This window comes from Rufibacter aurantiacus (assembly GCF_017916345.1).
GTDB lineage: Bacteria > Bacteroidota > Bacteroidia > Cytophagales > Hymenobacteraceae > Nibribacter > Nibribacter roseolus.
On the sequence record NZ_JAFMSV010000003.1, the window covers coordinates 831,191 to 848,381 of the forward strand.

Here is a 17,191-nt window from a genome sequence, read left to right on the forward strand (position 1 = left end):
TCTCTCAGCAGATGGCCAGCCTTCTATGCCCTTACCTTGTTGAGGTACTCGCCAATGGTCAATCCGGTCGCTTTCTTGAAAAGGCGGGTGAGGTTCCGTGGGCTCATGTTGACATGGTCGGCGATGGTTGCGGTCAGCAGTTTCTCCCCTAGGTGTTCAAAGATGTACTGCTGGGCAGCGTGTACCCTGTCTTCCAGATGGTTCCCGTGGCGCAGGAAAACACTCAGCTGCGGGTCATCAGCTCCCCTTCGGGAATATACCACCGTGATCTTGGCGACCTCATAAGCCAGTCTCTGCCCAAACAGCCGCTCCAAGATAAACAAGGAGAGGTCAATGCCGGAACTTACGCCCGCGCTGGTGAAGACTCCCCTGTCTTCCACAAAAAGACGGTTGCGCTTCAGTCCCGCCTCCGGGAACCGGGCGGTAAACCTGGAGAAATACCCCCAGTGGGTGGTGCAAGACATCTGGTTCAGCAGGCCCGCCTCGGCCACAAGAAATGCACCCGTGCAAACGGAGCAGATGTTCGCCCCTGAGGCATGCTGCTCTCTTATCCACCCAAAGAAATCTTGCGCAGAATCCAGGAAAGCGGGATTGGACAAGATGGAGTAGTCTATGCCAGGGATGAAAATATAGTCACCTGTGCTTAGAGTATAAGAGTTGAAGGGGGTGAGCCTAGAGAAGAAAAGTCCGGCGGAACTCTCAACCTCAGCTGATGATCCAATGGAGGCGAAGCACAACTCAAGTTCAGGGTGGAACACCTTAGCCTCATAGAAAATATGAGCAGGACCAGTGATGTCAAGCAAGTGAACTTGTGGAGGGACTACGAAGACGATTTTCATGCGTGGAGAGGGCAGCCTCTTACCTGTTTGAAGGTTACCTCTAAAGCGACAGGCGGCTCTTAGCTCCTTTGTCTTATTTGTGCAAGCAGGTAGGTAGGCGAAAGGTAATGGGTTGTAATTCTTTGTAAATATACAAATTTGGAAAAGCTAACCAGTCTTAGATTAAAGCGGAGCTTTCCAGGTTCTTTTTGGACATACGTCAAAAAAACAGCAGCTTAACCTACTCATGAACAGGTAGCTATATTTTGGAATGGAAGCTTTTACCTCAGAATGAAGCCTTGCTTTTCTTAGACTCCGCCTTCTTCGCTTCTATTTTCTTTGCCTCGGGCTTTTTGGAATCAGGCTTTTTGGTCTCTTCTTTTTTAGCCTCTGCTGGTTTGTCGTCCTCTTTCACCTCTTCCCCAATCAACTCAATGGCTTTCGCCAGTAACTCGTCTTTTTTGGCGAGCACGCCTTTAAGAGTGAGATGCACCTGCTCATCCACGCGCACGCCCAGGCGCTGGGTTACATTGTTGTTGGGGTAATAGATGCCGTTGCCCGAGAGCGCCACCACGTATTTGCCGGGCAGGTTTATGCGCTTCACATCACCGTCGGCGCCGGCAGACTGCTCGCCTAGCGTGATGCTGTTGGGGAACAGGCGCTGCAAACTCATGGTGTGCCATTCGCTGATGCTCTGGGTGGTACCGTCCACCAGAATCACCACCTTGCCGTTATAGGTCTCTTCATCGGGGGTGATGTCTGTGGGGTAATAGACCTCGGGTTGGGTAAGCAGGCGGTAAGAGCCTATCTGGTACGGGTTCAGCTGGAAATAGCGGGCAAAGTAGTGGTTCTTCTTCCCGAATTTCTTGTACGCGTAATGGAACACGAAATCACTGTTATCTGGCTCGCCGCGCATGTCAAAGATGATGCCTTTGGCTTTGGTGGCACGGGTGAAAAGCGAGTCCATGAGGCGGTAATCCTCCTCTGAGGTCTCGTCTTTGATGAGGCGGAAAGTATCGTCAATCTTGAAGTGCACAATGCCTTTGGCGGCGTAGGCCAGGCCTTTGCTCTTTTTGGAGGGTACTGCCTGCTTCTTTTTAAAGTACGCGTCAATGAGTTTGGCTTTGGCGGCCTGCGAGGGGTCCATGAGCCGGAGGGTGGTGCTGAGCTGTTCCTCGCCGCGGGTGAGCTGCACATTCATGGTGGCGTCTTCTGAGCGGAACAGCAGGTTATCGCCCCACTCTCCTACCCGTGCCCATAGGCTGGACTCATTAGACACCGACAGCAGCGCATCCAGAGCCCTCACCCACTCAGCCACCGAGACACTGTCCAGCCCTTCTATGATATCGCCCCGGCGGATGTTGGAGCGCTTGCAGAGGGCCTCATCAATAACGGCGGTAACCACGATCTTCTTCTCGGCCACCTGGTAGTCAAAAGGCGGGTAGTAATGGTTTTTGAAGAGCTTCTCGCGGTGGTGCAGTTGCCGGAAAAACGAGTAGGCCTGCGTATCATCCAGGCGGGCGTTCACGCCCAGCAGCAGCCGCTCGTACCCTTCGCGGGTCTCGCACTGGGCAAACTGCGGAATGTACTGGCCTATGACCGCATCCCAGTTCTCGTCCATGAGGTGCTTGTAGGGGTACAGGTAGTCTACAAAGGCTTTGAACTTGGCCAGCGCCAGCATGCGGAGCGGGTACGGCAGGTTCTCCTTCGGCTCAAAGGCATACTCCGGCTCATGGGGCATGGTGCCGCCGTACGGGTTATTGCGGATGTAGGTATAATAGTGCTTATCCCCGGTGTAGCGGCGCTCAAAAATCTGGTTGAGCATTTTCCGGTTATCAGAGGAAAGGAACTTTGATTTGGTGCGCCAGGAATCGTCCAGGTTCTTGAGCAGGAAAGCGCCTTTGGGGTTGTCTTTCTGCGGACCGGCTTTATCCCCGGCCGGCACGCCTACCTCGTTCAAAAGCTGCTTGAACACGGCATTCACCTGCTTCTGGGTTTTGGCTGAGTCTACCTTGGCCAGGTTGGCCAGAAACAATGAATCGGCTTTCAACTGCCCCATGGCCGAGGCCGGATGATAGTATTTCAGGTGGCCCCAGATTCGGAAGAAATACAATTGCTTATCGGTGTCCAGGTTTTCTTTATCCTGAGCCCAGGCGCCGCTTTGGCTGAGTAGCCCAAAGCCCAGAACCCAAAGCAGTATCTGCAGCCTGAGCCAGAGGTTGTATGTTCTTAAGGCAAGGGGAAGTTTTCTGTAGCTGTTTCTCATAATGAATATCTTTTCCTGCCTCGGCCCAATTAGAAAGTACCCGATGGGTTGCCAAACCATTGATATTCGCCTACGCAAAAGGCAATACTAAGTGTAATTGCCTGTAGAAAGATCAAAATCCGTTTTGCGCCTGTTTTTGGGAAACAAGCCTGAAACGGACTATTATCTGTTAAACGGTTTAAGGCTGGCCTTATTTTGCTATTCCACAATGAGTACGCCGCGCCCGGCCAGTGAATCTGCGAAGTGCAGGTCATCCAGGTTACTGAACTCCAATGTCTTGCGGCGATTGTCGTTCAGAAAAAGGGTGATCATGGGCACTTCATCTGAGCCGCGCAGCTTCTTCTGGGCCTTCACAATCTGCTTGAGGTCAATCTCATCTCGGCCGGGGTCTTTGATGCCGCGGGTGTAGCCCACGTAAAGCCAGAACACCACAATGGCCGCCGTAATGCCGGCAAAAATTAATTGGTACAGCTGGTGCGTGAGCAGGTAGGTTTTATAGTGCTTCTGGGCTTGCAGAGAGAAAAAAACCGTCCAGCACAGGGAGGCCACCAGGTGTAGTATTTTCACATACTTGGCTTGCTCACCATTGATGAAGATCCGGTCCCCCTCTATTCGTAAACTTCCTCTTTTTAACTGAAACGTGTTCATCTGATCAAACTAAGCCCTCGCTACCACGAACATACCACAACTGATTCAAAAACGAAAACCAATGGGCATTTGCTATACGAAAATCAGGTACACAGGCTAAAAGGCCCGCCTGTTTTTCACTTATTTTCCCAGAATCAGGCTTAAAACAAGGCTTTCTTTCTGGGCTCCCTTCCCCGAAATATAAACACTCCCTCCCCTAAACCGTTACAGTAAAAATACTGCACCTGGACATGCAACATTACCTACCCCTTGAGAAATACGGCCTGATCGGGAATCTGCACACGGTGGCGCTGGTCTCCAAATATGGCTCCCTGGATTACCTTCCCTTTCCTCGGTTCGATGCCCCTACCCTTTTCGCCCGCCTGCTAGATTACAAGAAAGGCGGTTTCTGGTCTATTCAGCCAGAGGCTAAAGAGTTCCGTAGCCGGCAGCAGTACATCCCAGACACCGCCATTCTGCAGACCCGGTTCTTCACCCAGGATGGCATGGCCGAGCTCCTTGACTTCATGCCTCCCAAAGAGCAGGAAAACAGTGGGGTCATTGTGCGCATGGTGAAAGTGGTGAAAGGCCAGATGTCCTTCAAAATGGATTTCAAACCTGAGTTTGACTACGCCCGCGCTCCTCACTCAGTGACCCGGCAGAATTCCCAGACTTTCCTCATCCAAAGCGAAGGCCAGGACCAGACCCAGATCAGGTTCTTGGCCAGTAAGCCCTGCACAGTACAGAAAGGAGACATAAAAGGCGTCTGGACGCTGGCCAAAAATGAGACCGTCTGCTTTGTGCTGGAAGGGCAATCTGTTAGGGAAGCGGAACACCCTAAGGACCTGATGGCTTACTTTGAAGACACGCTACGGCAAACCTTCCTCTTCTGGCATGATTGGGTAGCCAAATCAACCTACCAAGGGTACTGGCGCGAGATGGTGATGCGGTCGGCCATCACGCTCAAACTGCTCACCTCCCGCACCTACGGCTCCACGGTGGCGGCCGCCACGTTCAGCCTGCCCGAGGCCATTGGCGGCTTACGCAACTGGGATTACCGTTTCACCTGGATCAGGGATGCGGCCTTTACCATCTACGCTTTTCTGCGCCTGGGCTACATGGACGAGGCCCGGAAATTCTGCCTTTGGGTCATGGACCGCTGCCAGGAAATGCCCCAGCCTTCTGACCTACAACTGATGTATGCCGTAGACGGCTCCACCGATGTGCACGAATCCACCCTTGACCACTTGGAAGGCTATTTCCAGTCGGGGCCGGTGCGCATCGGGAACAAGGCCTCCCAGCAGTTCCAGTTGGATATCTATGGCGAACTCATTGACACCATTTACCTCTACAACAAGTACGGAGGCCCCATCACCTATTCCTTCTGGAAAGCCCTTTGCTCTCTGGTTGATTTTGTGGCCGATAACTGGCAGCGACCCGACCACGGCATCTGGGAAGTGCGCAGCGAAAAGCAGGATTTCACCTATTCCAAGATCATGGCCTGGGTAGCCCTGGACCGTGGCATCCGGATTGCGCAGAGCCGCTCTTTTCCGGCTCCCTTAGACAAATGGATCCGGGAACGTGACACCGTGTACGAAGAAGTCTACGAGAAACACTGGAGCGAAGAAAAGCAGGCCTTTGTGCAGTACAGAGGCGCCACCACCCTGGATGCCGCCGTGCTCCTGATGCCCCTGGTGCGCATGATCAGTCCCGTTGACCCCAAATGGCTGTCTACTCTCAAAGCCATTGAAGAAGAACTCATGGCCGGTTCGCTGGTTTACCGCTATAACCTCACCGACGGTGCCCAGGACGGCCTCTCCGGCGACGAAGGCACCTTTAGTATGTGCTCCTTTTGGTATGCCGAGAACCTTTCCAAAGCCGGTCAGCACCACAAAGCCCGTCTCCAGTTTGAGACCATGCTGGGCTACGCGAACCACCTGGGCCTCTACTCTGAGCAGATAGGCAAACAGGGCGAACAGCTGGGTAATTTTCCCCAGGCTTTCACCCACCTGGCCCTCATCAGCGCCGCTTACCAACTCAACCGCCAAATCAACGGGGAAAAGAAAAACGGCTACCGGGATCTGTTTGTCTAAAAGCAGTTTGTTTTAGGCCAGTTTTCAGCAAAACAGCCTAAAACAAAAATACAGGCTTAGTCTGTTTAGAGCGTGATTTCTGGAAATGGCCTTAAAACTTGTAGTGGGTCATCACCTCTTGAATCCTGTTACAGAACAACTGATCAGAGATTGTGCACGGCAGATTTCTGCAGCAAGTCTTTGATCTCGGCTTCTAAACGTTCAAAATTCTGCCGGTTCGCCTCTTCCTGGGTGATGGTGACTTCTTTCCCATCTTCTCTGGTATAAGTTCTTGGAGCCTGGGCTCCCTGAGTGAAGTTGATGACTTGGTTTTCAGGGGTGATCAGGTAGGTGCTGGGAAAGCCCATGGTGTGCCTGAACCCTGCAATATAAATGGTGTTAGGGTCTGATACTACTTTATTGGAAGGTACCAACGTAATAGTAGGGTTGTACTCTTTGGAAAGGGTTGTAAGCCTATCTGCCGGGTCCTGGAACAGCAGGACAAAGTCTACCTGATCCTGGTACTTCTCGGCAATCTGGTTTAAAGCGGGGATCTCCGCACGGCAGGGCACGCACCAGGAGGCTGTCACCTGCAGGAACATGGGCTTGTCCTGATTGGCGGTTTCAAAGGCAGAACCTTCCAGGGAGGTAAAGCTGTGTTCTTTAATGTAAGTGTTGACAATAACTGCCTTGATGGAATCACGGTATTTCTGGGCATTCTCTGCATCACCTTTATCCCAATACTTTTGCGAGTCCGCCCGGTATTGCTGGATTCTGCTTTCGGTACTTCCTAAATAGATTTTTGCTGGCTGCACAGGCTCAGCTGCTTTTTGCACTTCCTTTGTGCAGGACCATGACAATGAAGCAAATAGAATGGAATAAGCGATTCGTTTCATGAAGGTGTAATTTGGTATTAAATTTTAAATAGTAAGAAAATGAGGAAAGACCCGGATAACCGACAGCTTCAACCTCAACGAAATATTCAATGCTCCTAATATAAAGCCATTATCATCTAATTCATTGTTCTTCCGCTTGTTTTAAGCTTGTTTTTCAGAACCACTGGAAAAAACGAAAGGCCGCTCCTAAGCAGAAGCGGCCTTTTTATACCTGATTTCTCTAAAATAGTCTTAAAACGGAGGAGCATCGTCAAACGAGGAGGCCGGGAATCCGCCGCCGTCGTTCATCTTGCTGCCCAGCCTGATGGTGCTTGGCCCGCCGCCCGCCGGTGGTCCGTCGAAGTCTGAGGTTGGGAAGCCGCCGCCACCTTCTATGGCACCACCGCCACCAAAGCCGTCTTCCAGGTTACCGAACTTGGTGTACTTACCAATGAATTTGAGGTACACGCTGCCCACCTCACCGTTCCGGTGCTTGGCAATAATGACCTCACCTACGCCTGTGGTGGGATTACCCATCTCGTCCTCGGTGATACCGTAGTACTCCGGACGGTACAGGAACACTACCATGTCCGCATCCTGCTCAATAGACCCGGATTCACGTAAGTCAGAAAGCATTGGCTTTTTATCACCGCCACGGGTTTCCACGGCCCGGCTCAGCTGGGAGAGTGCGATTACCGGCACGTTCAATTCCTTCGCCAGCTGCTTCAGAGCCCGCGAGATAGACGCGATTTCCTGTTCACGGTTACCGCCGCCTTTGCCCTCGGTGTTACCACTCATGAGCTGCAGGTAGTCAATGATGACCATCTGGATGTCATGCTGCGCTTTCAAACGGCGGCACTTGGTCCGGAGTTCACGGATGGAAAGACCTGGGGTATCATCGATGAAAATAGGTGCCTGGCTCAGCCGTGAAATCTTGTGGTTCAACTGCGCCCACTCGTAATCAGCGAGGTTTCCTTTCTTGATCTTCTCCCCTTCCAGCTCGGCCTCAGCGGAGATAAGACGGTTAACCAACTGAATGGAGGACATCTCCAGTGAGAAGATCGCCACACCTTTATTGAAGTCTACGGCGGCGTTCCGCATGGCCGAAACCACGAACGCCGTCTTTCCCATCGCGGGACGCGCGGCCAGGATCACTAAGTCAGACGGCTGCCAACCGGAGGTCACGCGGTCCAGAGCATTGAAACCACTGGGCACTCCGGTCAAACCTTCTTTCTGGCTCTTTTTGGCTTCCAGTTCCTTGATGGCTTTGTGCATCAAAGACTGCATGTCATCAAAGTTCTTCCGGATGTTGCTTTCAGACACCTCAAACAGCTTGGCCTCGGTAGAGTCCAGCAGATCGAACACATCGGTGGTGTCTTCGTAGGCGCGGCCAAGCACCTCAGAGGAAATACTGATGAGGTCGCGCTTGATGGCGGCCTCTGTGATGATACGGGCGTGAAACTCAATGTTCGCCGCCGAGTTGATGCGGGTGGTGAGTTGGGTCACGTAAAAGGCCCCGCCCACAAACTCCAGTTCGCCCTGCTCGCGCAGTTCCTGGGTAACGGTAAGAATATCTATTGGCTCTGATTTGTCAAACAGGGCCAGAATCGCTTTGAAAATGCGCTGATGCGCGTCTTTGTAGAAACTTTGGGGTTTTAATAAGTCAATTACAGCCGTGAGGGCGTCTTTCTCCAACATGAGCGCACCCAACACCGCCTCTTCCAGCTCCAACGCCTGCGGCGGAAGCTTTCCCATTCCGGGCGTTACGGTCTGCTTGGGATTCCAGGCAGCCTTACCCCGCGTCGCTTTTAATTTCATCTCCTCCATAAAAGCAAATGTAACTAAGTTCGGGCCTCCGGTAATCCACAAAAAAGGGCTACATATCCACAATTTTCAGGGATAGAATGGCAGGTATCTTAGTATCAGTTTATTGCCATTTTGCCCCTGTTTCCTAAAGAACGGGCCTAAAACAGATTTGTAGCGGCGTTACACCGTAACGCCGTGCCTCTATGCAACAGAACCGTTGCCAATCTTTGAGAACTGTTCTGCGACTTGAAATTTACTATTGCTCTGAAAAACGTTCCTCCATCTTTCAGCTGTGCCTTCATCGGAGCACCACGGCGTTACAGTGTAACGCCGCTACAGAACGGTAATTGAGGGCGGGTTTCTGATTACCATTTTTCATCTATCCACAAATTTTAGAGGAGATATCCACAAATCCGTTGGGCTTTGCGTAGAAGGGCGTATTCTAAAATCACTACATTTGCTCTCTTTGATTGAGACTACATGAGTACAGAGGCGTATAAACACATTCACATGATTGCCATTGGAGGTAGCATTATGCACAACCTCGCCCTGGCATTGCACCGGAAAGGCCTGAAGGTTACAGGCTCAGACGATGAGATTTTTGAACCGGCCAAAAGCCGATTGGCCGCCGAAGGGTTGCTCCCCGAAGCGGAGGGCTGGTTCCCGGAAAAACTCCATTCCACCCCCGATGCCGTAATTGTGGGCATGCACGCCCGTCCGGATAATCCTGAGCTGCTCTACGCGCAGGAACACAATATTCCTATTTTCTCTTTCCCCGAGTTCATCTACGAGCAGTCCAAAAACAAGCAACGCATTGTCATTGCGGGCAGCCACGGCAAGACCTCCATCACCTCTATCATCCTGCACGTGCTCAAGCACCACAACCGCCTGTTTGACTACGCGGTAGGTGCCCAGCTGGAAGGCTTCGACCTGATGGTGAAACTCACCGAGGATGCTCCCATCATTGTGATTGAGGGTGATGAGTACCTCTCCTCGCCTATCCAGCGCGTACCAAAAATTCATAAGTACCACCACCATATTGGCGTGATCAGCGGCATTTCATGGGACCACATCAACGTGTTCCCTACCGAGGAGAACTACCGCGAGCAGTTCCGCATTTTCGCGGAGATGACGCCCAAGGCTGGTACGCTTATCTACAACCAGGATGATGAGCAGGTGCTGGACGTGTGCGTGCCCAACAACTCAGACGTGAACTACATTGGGTACACCATCCACGAGCACAAAATCAAGAAGAGTGGCAAAACCGTGCTCAAAACCAAAAAGGACGATGTAGAAATCCAGCTTTTTGGCGAGCATAACCTGCGTAACATCAGCGCGGCCAAAGAAGTCTGCAAGCAGATAGGCATCAAAGGTCAGGCTTTCTATGAGGCTTTGGCTACCTTCAAAGGCGCTGCCCGCCGCCTGGAGAAAATAGGCGAGAACGAGCACACGCTGGTCTACAAAGATTTCGCGCATGCGCCATCTAAGTTGAAAGCCACCTCTGAGGCCCTGAAGAAGCAGTTTCCTGACCGTCAGCTGATTGCCTGCCTGGAGCTGCACACCTTCAGCAGCCTGAACAAAGACTTTTTGCCGCAATATAAGGGCACTTTCCTGTCACCGGATGTGAAGATTGTATACTTCAACCCCAAGACGCTGGAGCATAAACGCATGCCTCCGCTGGACCCGCAGGATCTGAAAGCCGCCTTTGGGGACGAAGGAATTGAAGTGTACACCGACAACCAGGCCCTACAGGAGTTTCTGCTCAACAATAACTGGAAAGACAAAAACCTGCTCATGATGACGTCCGGTAACTTCGGGAACCTGGACTTGCAGAAACTGGCAGATACTATTACCGCTTCTTAATTCCTGGTCCATGAAATTACATCTGCGCAAACCCATCGTCTTCTTTGACCTGGAAACCACAGGAGTGGACATCTGCCGCGACCGCATCGTGGAAATAAGCATGCTCAAGGTGATGCCCAACGGTGAGGAAATCCTCAAGACCACGCGCGTCAACCCCACCATCCCTATTCCCATTGAGTCCAGCATGATCCACAAGATCTACGACGATGACGTGGCTGACTGCCCTACCTTCGCCAAGCTGGCGCGGTCACTGGATGAGTTCCTGCGCGGCTGTGATTTGGGCGGATTCAACCTCATCAAGTTCGATATTCCGTTGCTGGCCGAGGAGTTTCTGCGCGTAGACATTGACTTTGACATTGAGAACCGAGCCATTGTGGACGTGTGCCGCATTTTCCATATGATGGAGCAGCGCACCCTCTCTGCGGCCTACAAGTTTTACTGCAACAAGCCCCTGGAAAACGCCCACAGTGCTGAAGCAGATAATATTGCCACCTACGAAATCCTGAAAGCGCAGGTAGAAAAGTACGAGCAAGTACCTCTTCCTGGTGCTGAGGACCAAGCCATTTTCCCTGTGCAGAACGATATGCAGGCCTTGCACAAGTTCACCTTCCAGAAAACTGCTGACCTTTCCGGCCGCATTGTCTACAACAGCAACGGCGTGGAGGTCTTCAATTTCGGGAAGCACAAGAACGTGTCGGTTGAGGATGTTCTCAAGAAAGAACCCAGCTACTATGACTGGATGATGAAAGGCGATTTCCCGCTCTACACAAAGAAAGTACTCACCCGTATTAAGCTTCGCGGCGCTTTGCAGCAGACGGCATTGAAACTGTAGGTTTGTAGCACGTGGCGCGTATAAGGTAGCACGACTTAGATTTATATTCCAGGGCTGTTTTCTTAAAAATGGCCTCTAAACAGAACGGCCTCTTTCATTGGAAAGAGGCCGTTCTGTTTTGTGCTTGAATTCAGCGAATAAGCACTAATACAGCTGTGTCTCAGCCTTTTCAGGAGGTGATACTTTAAACAGCACCAACAAAGGAGTGATAAATAAAATAGAGAAAGGTGTGAGTAGTATGTAATCAATAATGGCTCTAGACCGCATGCGCAAACCTGGATCATCTCCGGTTAATTTAACGATTAACGCAAAAAACAGAGGAAGAAAGAAGATTCCAGCAGACAAGTAGATGATTATTTTTCGCTTAGCCTTGTCTGTGAAAATTGTCCATAGAATCAGAAAGCAAAAGAAGGCATTTAACAAAATCAGGGTCAGGACCTTTACGTCAAAGGCCTTCCTGGCAAGCTGATCGTACAGAGAAGGTGTTCCCAAAAAGCTGAAAATGCTTCTGTATACAACCTCCATTTGGTCAAAAAGAAAATCTACCGCTGTGCCAAGAATCAGTAGTGCCAACCCCAAGGCAAATGGCAGGTAAAGCTTTTTGAGGGGAGGCAGATTGTTTGTTTGCGTTTTATCCATGGGTACTGCTTACCTGACCTTCTAACTCAAATGATAAATTTGAATATCTCTTTACCCAAACCATCCACATGGAGAATATAAACGCATATACCACAAAGGAGAAGGTATATTTATGGTTGAAGTCAACAGTCCCATGGCTGTAGATATGGTTTAGAGACAATGCTGCCACCCGCAATACGTTGATCAGGTAAATAGCCATTACACCCAAAGGAATAAAGAAGAGCTTTTTGTTTAGGCTACCTGGAAAAGCACCAATAAGGCCTGTGAAAGTCGCCATCAAAGCCAAACTATTGCAAGGATTCCCAATGAAAACCGTAGGTCTTCCATTCACTACAATAGTAGTTTTTTCCACCGACGTAACGTACCCCAGCAAACTTAGCGCCCTAGCACCAGCATGCGCTACTCGCTCTGATAGCCAGGTGTCCACATAATCATTCGGGCCAATCCAACACTCATAAACCAGGAACCAAAGCGCGTATAGCCCTCCAATAGCTCCAAGGAATTGTATAAGGTTCTTCTGCTTTCTATATAAATCTTTCATTTTCTTAATTCTATTTTGGCTGCCCTCGTAACTTCCAGATCATTCATCGTTCGCCAAAAATATTATCAACTGCCCTATAAGCGCTAATCAGGACCTATATCTATAAAAGTATTTTAACCAGGATGGATAAAATGCCTGTGGCCATTACTACTTCCCAAGCCACTACAGTTCTCTTAGGGGAATTTACTAAATCATTCACCAGCATGCTTTTTCCTCTTACATAGATGGGTATGACAAGTAAAATAAAACTGCACCCAAGTCCCAGATCATAATTTGCAACCGGAAATTTAAGAAGGAACACAAAGGCATTTCCTAGGATAAAGGGAAACAGGAGCATTGCATTTAACAGCATGGATCTGTTGCCCTCCTTTATGAGCGTTAGGGAATCACAACTCATGAAAACCAAAACTGAGGCCAAATATCCTATAAGCACCAGTAAAAGGATACAAAAACCCGCTAAAGCAAAGATCAACGGTTCAGGAAGTGAGGACCACTTTAACGAGAACCAGATTCCATCCTTAGCAACAGTTCCACTAATGATTGCTCCAAGGCTAAGGTTCACTCCATGTAGAAATCCCCAGAAGAAGAACTGTTTCCAGATTGTACCTGTAGTCTCCAGTTTTAAAAGGGCTCTAAGGCAAACACAGCCCAATATAAATGCTACAGCAGGTGAGGTGAGAAAAACGGGAACTACGCTTTCTGGCGTCCAGGACTTACCGCGCAGCAAAAATTCTAATCCACTAAAATGAAGGGAAGCGTTTATGCCAAAGGCTAATTCAGATACTAATCCAGTGGCAATCTGGGCAATTAGGTAAACTCCAAGGTAGCTCAAAATGTACATGGACCACCCATTAAGAGTGGCCCATAACAAAATGCTTTTACCTGTGGTGTCTTTATTTAGGAACGAGGAGGCAATTGACATTCAGGTCCAGTTAACTGATCTTAATTAGTTCAAGGGTTTCTGTGCCTTGCGCTTGTCGCGCAGTTTTTTAACGCCATAACCTGCTCCTGCGGCTAACAATAAAGTTGCCCCCCCATCAATGGGTACTCCGGTTGGGGGAGTATTAGGGTCTTCTTCCTCCTCTTCTTCTTGAGGCTTTGGCCCCCCACTTCCTGGGGCCTGGCCAAACGAAAGTGAGGCAGCAACTAAAATCAATGAACCGGTCAACAAACAGGTTTTGTAAATATTGTAAAATGTCTTTTTCATCTTTGTTTCTTAAATGGAAGGCAAGCACTTGATGTTTCCACCAGTGCTTGCCTTCTCAATGATTTACTTTTGGAGAACAATCTTTTTAGTGATGGTTTTACCCTCGGTTGTGATCTGCAGGTGATACACACCAGCAGCCAAAGTAGAAGTGCCTACTTTAACTCCAGACTCTGCCTCTCCTCCTTTATAGGTTTTGGAAAGCACCTGCTGCCCGTAGCTGTTGAACAGGTTCACCAACACCTTCTCAGTAGAGGATTTTAAACCAGAAAGCATAAGGTTAGTATCTCCTTTTGAAGGGTTAGGGAATACTTGAACTTGCAAACCTTTCACTTCTTCTCCGGCACCTAAGGGGTTGTTTGATACTGAGGCGAAGCGTAAAACAAATCTGGTTGGGCTAGTGGTAGTGGTAAGGGCCACACTGATTTCTTTCCCTTTGGATAAATCATAAGTAACGTTTTTCTCTAAATCTATCAACTGTACTTGGGCAGACGAAGAGAAATTAGCCATTTCAGCCACGGAAAAGATATAGGTTCCGTTGGCAGGCACATAAAACTCCAGAGGTAAGGTTTGTAAGGCGTTATTTAAAGGTAAACCTTTAATAGAAAGAGGTTCCTGACCTAACCTGGCAAATAATGTTGGCCGATCAAAATTATAAGTAAGAACTTTAAAGGCATCGTATTTCCCATCTACTTGACCTGAAATACTCTCCTGGAAATACACATATAGTTCATCTGACAGATTACCTGAATTTTTCAAGTTCAACTGTAATTGTGGCCGTAGATCTGGCCCTGTCCGGTACATGGCAGTTTCAACATTGTAAACTCTGGCTTCATCTGTGAAAGTCAGGCTTTGTCCATTAGAGGAGGCATGAACAAAGAATCCTTGCATTGGGGCAACGTACCGGGCATCTGCGTCACCTACTCCATTAACAAATGCAGCATATGTTCCAATATATTGACCAGAGGACCGGTAAACATAAATGGCGTTATCTATACCACCTGAGAGGGTAAGTTTTTCCCAGTCTATAGGAGAAGGGTATGGATTCCCTAATAAATGCCACCCGGAAGCTGCGCCTATTCCTTGATTTCCTAACCCAGAGATCTTGATATTCCCAGAATTCAGTTGTCCGCTTAGGGTCACTTTTGCCGAAGCAGGAATATTCACGGAATACCCTTTTCCAGGCTCTAAGGAAGAAGAGAGAGAGGAAGGAGAATACCATCCAAAATCAAAAGCGCTGGTGGTGGCATTTGTAGAAGCCAATCTGCTTTGGTCGTAGCCAAATATGGTAGGGAATGGCTTTATTGTATAAGGATTGGATGCACTGTTGTAAGCAGGATTGACTGTGGGAGCATAATTCCCGGCTGCTAAATCTCCAACCGTTGTGTTTTCCACAGGAGAAGCAAAATGACGATAGCCCGGACCAACATTGAATTGGTTTTCAATGTAGCGTTCCATAGAAGCTTCTCCTATCACTTCCCCACCTTCATTTTTTACATAGGCCGTTCCTGTTTCGTCAGACAACAACATAAGCCTATTGTTATTAGTCTTTAAGTCACCTTTTAAGGTCAGTACCCCAGCTATGGCCACGTCTCCAGCCAGTTCTGTGCCGGTGGTACTAACCGTAAAATTGTTTAATTGGGTTAAAGAACTTCCGCCAATAGAACCCACGGTTAAGATTCCATTTTCATGAATGAAAACTCCATTATTGGTAAAATTCTTCCTTACATTCAAAGTCCCGCCAGTGGCAAGGGTAAAAGAAGCTCCCTGATTAATGAGGAAATTCCTAGCGTTAAAAGTACCTGTACTTAACTTAGGAAACCGGGCGGCAGTTTTGATGATTACATCAGTATTCACATTGGGAAGCCCCAGAGTCCAGTTTTCAGCATTACCGAAATCGGCTGTTTTTGCCCCGGTCCACTCTGTAGGTGCAACGGTTAAATCCCCTGCCGGGTTGACTGACCTATCAGAAACATCAGGATTTCTAGCCTCCACAGTAATGGTGTAAACTCCGTTGGCCATTTCTCCAGGTAGGTTAACTTCTATTTCTTCTTTAAGGGGAGCTCCGGGAACAGTGGTAGCCATAATACTGCTATTGTTTCCATTTCTGAAAATCACCTCAAAAAAGGTTTGGGAGTTATAGAAACCATTATAAGTGAACCGCACGGTGACTTTGTCGCCGGGTCTGGCAACTGCTGGAGATACACTATTGAAATTAATTGTAAAAGGAGGCTCAACACTTTTTGCCCCAAAGCTTCCTGCGGCCATTACGCCGTAAGTGCCATATCCATCCAAATCATAGATGACATCAGTACTTTCAATGCCGCTAAAGGAACCATTACGAAATCCAACAATCCCGTTTTCACCTATGCTAGCATACCCGAAGTCGCCACCAATTAAAACCTGGCCGTATCTTACGGTGATAGCTCTTACAGTTTTCATTGAAGATGGATCAGGATTATAACTTGAGATAACAGTTCCATCGGTTTTAACACTGGCGAAATGATTTCTATCCAAGCCGTTAAAAGTTGTAAATGCCCCGCCAATAAGCAGATTACCATTCATCTCAATAGCATAAACGGTTCCATTGGCGCCACTACCTGGGTCAAAACCATTATCCAGCGTTCCAATGGTGTTTAATCTGGCAATACGGTTAATGGCAGTTCCATTGTAGGAGGTAAAATCCCCACCCACATAGAATTTACCATTATACTCCAACACCGTTTGAATACTGCCATTAGCTCCTTCCCCATCCAAATTGAAGGACTCGTCCAGGGTTCCGTCAGTGTTTAACCTGGCAATATGATTAACCGACTTCCCATTATAAGATGTGAAATCACCAGCAATTATATATTTATCCCCATTCTTCGCAATAGCACGGACTGCACCATTAGGCCCGGTCCCGGCCTTGAATGATTTACTTATACTTCCATTGGATTTCAGCAGGACAATTCTATTTACTAGGGTATCATTGTAGGTGGTGAAATTTCCGGCCACCAAGAAGTTGTTTCCCAGGTTAAGGGTTGCATAAGCAGGACCATTCAACCCAGTCCCAGATTTAAAGTTGGAAACCAAATCTAATGAGCTATTTAGAACAGCTACCCTATTCACACTGGCATCGTGCCAGGAGGTAAAGTCTCCTACTACTAAATAAAATGGTCCAGGCTGATTATAAGCTTGAAAGTCACCAATGATATCGGTTATGGAGTAAGCGGTCTTTTCCTGGCCACTTACTGTAAAACAGACAGAAAACAGCAATATGAGCAGCATACTTGCTCGGGAACCAATTGCTTTAATGGTTGTAAAAAAATGCATAGGCAGATATTTAATTTTAATTTATTATGGTTGAAGTATGATTATAGGTAAACCATTATTTAAAGCATCCAAATAGCATCATCTAATTCTTTAAAATCAATAAACCTGTTGAGAAGAATTTTTAATCAAAGGCAGAAAGTAGATGTTGAACCATGGATGCCACCAAAAGAGGTTAACAGAAGTGAGTTCGATTATCCCAATTATTAAATTTTTATTATATATTAGAAAATCAACATAAAACCATTTGACATTAACTTTCCCATCTGTGATGTTAGGAAAATAAATATCTCATGATGATTTATTAAGCGTTGAAGAGGAATTAAGCTAAAGACA

The 17,191-nt window shown here is 48.3% G+C and carries 13 protein-coding genes; 3 read left to right on the forward strand and 10 right to left on the reverse strand.

Annotated features, from left to right (window positions below; genetic code table 11):
• Nucleotides 1–23: 23 nt before the first annotated feature.
• The 3 genes from J3P34_RS13990 to J3P34_RS14000 form a co-directional block, all read right to left on the reverse strand.
• The gene (locus tag J3P34_RS13990) at nt 24–839 is read right to left on the reverse strand and encodes a GlxA family transcriptional regulator (RefSeq protein ID WP_210489274.1); all 816 of its coding nucleotides are present in this window, start codon (nt 837–839) and stop codon (nt 24–26) included.
• 265 nt (nt 840–1,104) lie between these two features.
• Nucleotides 1,105–3,084: a S41 family peptidase gene (locus J3P34_RS13995; RefSeq protein WP_210489275.1), complete on the reverse strand. Its 1,980-nt coding sequence runs from the start codon at nt 3,082–3,084 to the stop codon at nt 1,105–1,107.
• Between the two features lie 198 nt (nt 3,085–3,282).
• A complete protein-coding gene (locus J3P34_RS14000) occupies nt 3,283–3,651 on the reverse strand; it encodes a hypothetical protein (protein WP_210465267.1) in 369 nt (122 codons plus the stop codon).
• 311 nt (nt 3,652–3,962) lie between these two features.
• Between J3P34_RS14000 and J3P34_RS14005 the strand changes: the two genes are divergently transcribed.
• Nucleotides 3,963–5,804, forward strand: coding sequence for a glycoside hydrolase family 15 protein (locus J3P34_RS14005; protein ID WP_210489276.1), 1,842 nt, complete (start codon nt 3,963–3,965; stop codon nt 5,802–5,804).
• Between the two features lie 143 nt (nt 5,805–5,947).
• Here J3P34_RS14005 and J3P34_RS22245 read toward each other — a convergent pair whose 3' ends face one another.
• Both J3P34_RS22245 and dnaB read right to left on the reverse strand, forming a co-directional pair.
• The gene (locus J3P34_RS22245) at nt 5,948–6,598 is read right to left on the reverse strand and encodes a TlpA family protein disulfide reductase (protein ID WP_210489277.1); all 651 of its coding nucleotides are present in this window, start codon (nt 6,596–6,598) and stop codon (nt 5,948–5,950) included.
• A 312-nt stretch (nt 6,599–6,910) separates the two neighbouring features.
• A complete protein-coding gene (gene dnaB / locus J3P34_RS14015) occupies nt 6,911–8,413 on the reverse strand; it encodes a replicative DNA helicase (protein WP_246853705.1) in 1,503 nt (500 codons plus the stop codon).
• A gap of 561 nt (nt 8,414–8,974) precedes the next feature.
• Here dnaB and J3P34_RS14020 point away from each other — a divergent pair.
• Nucleotides 8,975–10,327 carry a UDP-N-acetylmuramate--L-alanine ligase gene (locus J3P34_RS14020; RefSeq protein WP_246853706.1) on the forward strand — a complete coding sequence of 451 codons (1,353 nt, stop codon included), beginning with the start codon at nt 8,975–8,977 and terminating at the stop codon, nt 10,325–10,327.
• 10 nt (nt 10,328–10,337) lie between these two features.
• Nucleotides 10,338–11,159: a 3'-5' exonuclease gene (locus tag J3P34_RS14025; RefSeq protein ID WP_210489280.1), complete on the forward strand. Its 822-nt coding sequence runs from the start codon at nt 10,338–10,340 to the stop codon at nt 11,157–11,159.
• A gap of 144 nt (nt 11,160–11,303) precedes the next feature.
• Here J3P34_RS14025 and J3P34_RS14030 read toward each other — a convergent pair whose 3' ends face one another.
• The 5 genes from J3P34_RS14030 to J3P34_RS14050 form a co-directional block, all read right to left on the reverse strand.
• Nucleotides 11,304–11,798, reverse strand: a complete 495-nt coding sequence (locus tag J3P34_RS14030) for an XrtX-associated membrane protein (protein WP_210489281.1) — start codon at nt 11,796–11,798, stop codon at nt 11,304–11,306.
• Nucleotides 11,791–12,339 carry an exosortase X gene (gene xrtX / locus J3P34_RS14035; protein WP_210489282.1) on the reverse strand — a complete coding sequence of 183 codons (549 nt, stop codon included), beginning with the start codon at nt 12,337–12,339 and terminating at the stop codon, nt 11,791–11,793. The genes J3P34_RS14030 and xrtX overlap by 8 nt, the downstream gene beginning before the upstream one ends.
• A gap of 100 nt (nt 12,340–12,439) precedes the next feature.
• Nucleotides 12,440–13,261 (reverse strand): hypothetical protein, encoded by an 822-nt coding sequence (locus tag J3P34_RS14040; protein ID WP_210489283.1) that lies wholly within the window; start codon nt 13,259–13,261, stop codon nt 12,440–12,442.
• Nucleotides 13,262–13,285: 24 nt separating this feature from the next.
• Nucleotides 13,286–13,546 carry a PID-CTERM protein-sorting domain-containing protein gene (locus J3P34_RS14045; protein ID WP_210489284.1) on the reverse strand — a complete coding sequence of 87 codons (261 nt, stop codon included), beginning with the start codon at nt 13,544–13,546 and terminating at the stop codon, nt 13,286–13,288.
• A gap of 63 nt (nt 13,547–13,609) precedes the next feature.
• The gene (locus tag J3P34_RS14050) at nt 13,610–16,858 is read right to left on the reverse strand and encodes a T9SS type A sorting domain-containing protein (RefSeq protein ID WP_210489285.1); all 3,249 of its coding nucleotides are present in this window, start codon (nt 16,856–16,858) and stop codon (nt 13,610–13,612) included.
• Nucleotides 16,859–17,191: the final 333 nt, after the last annotated feature.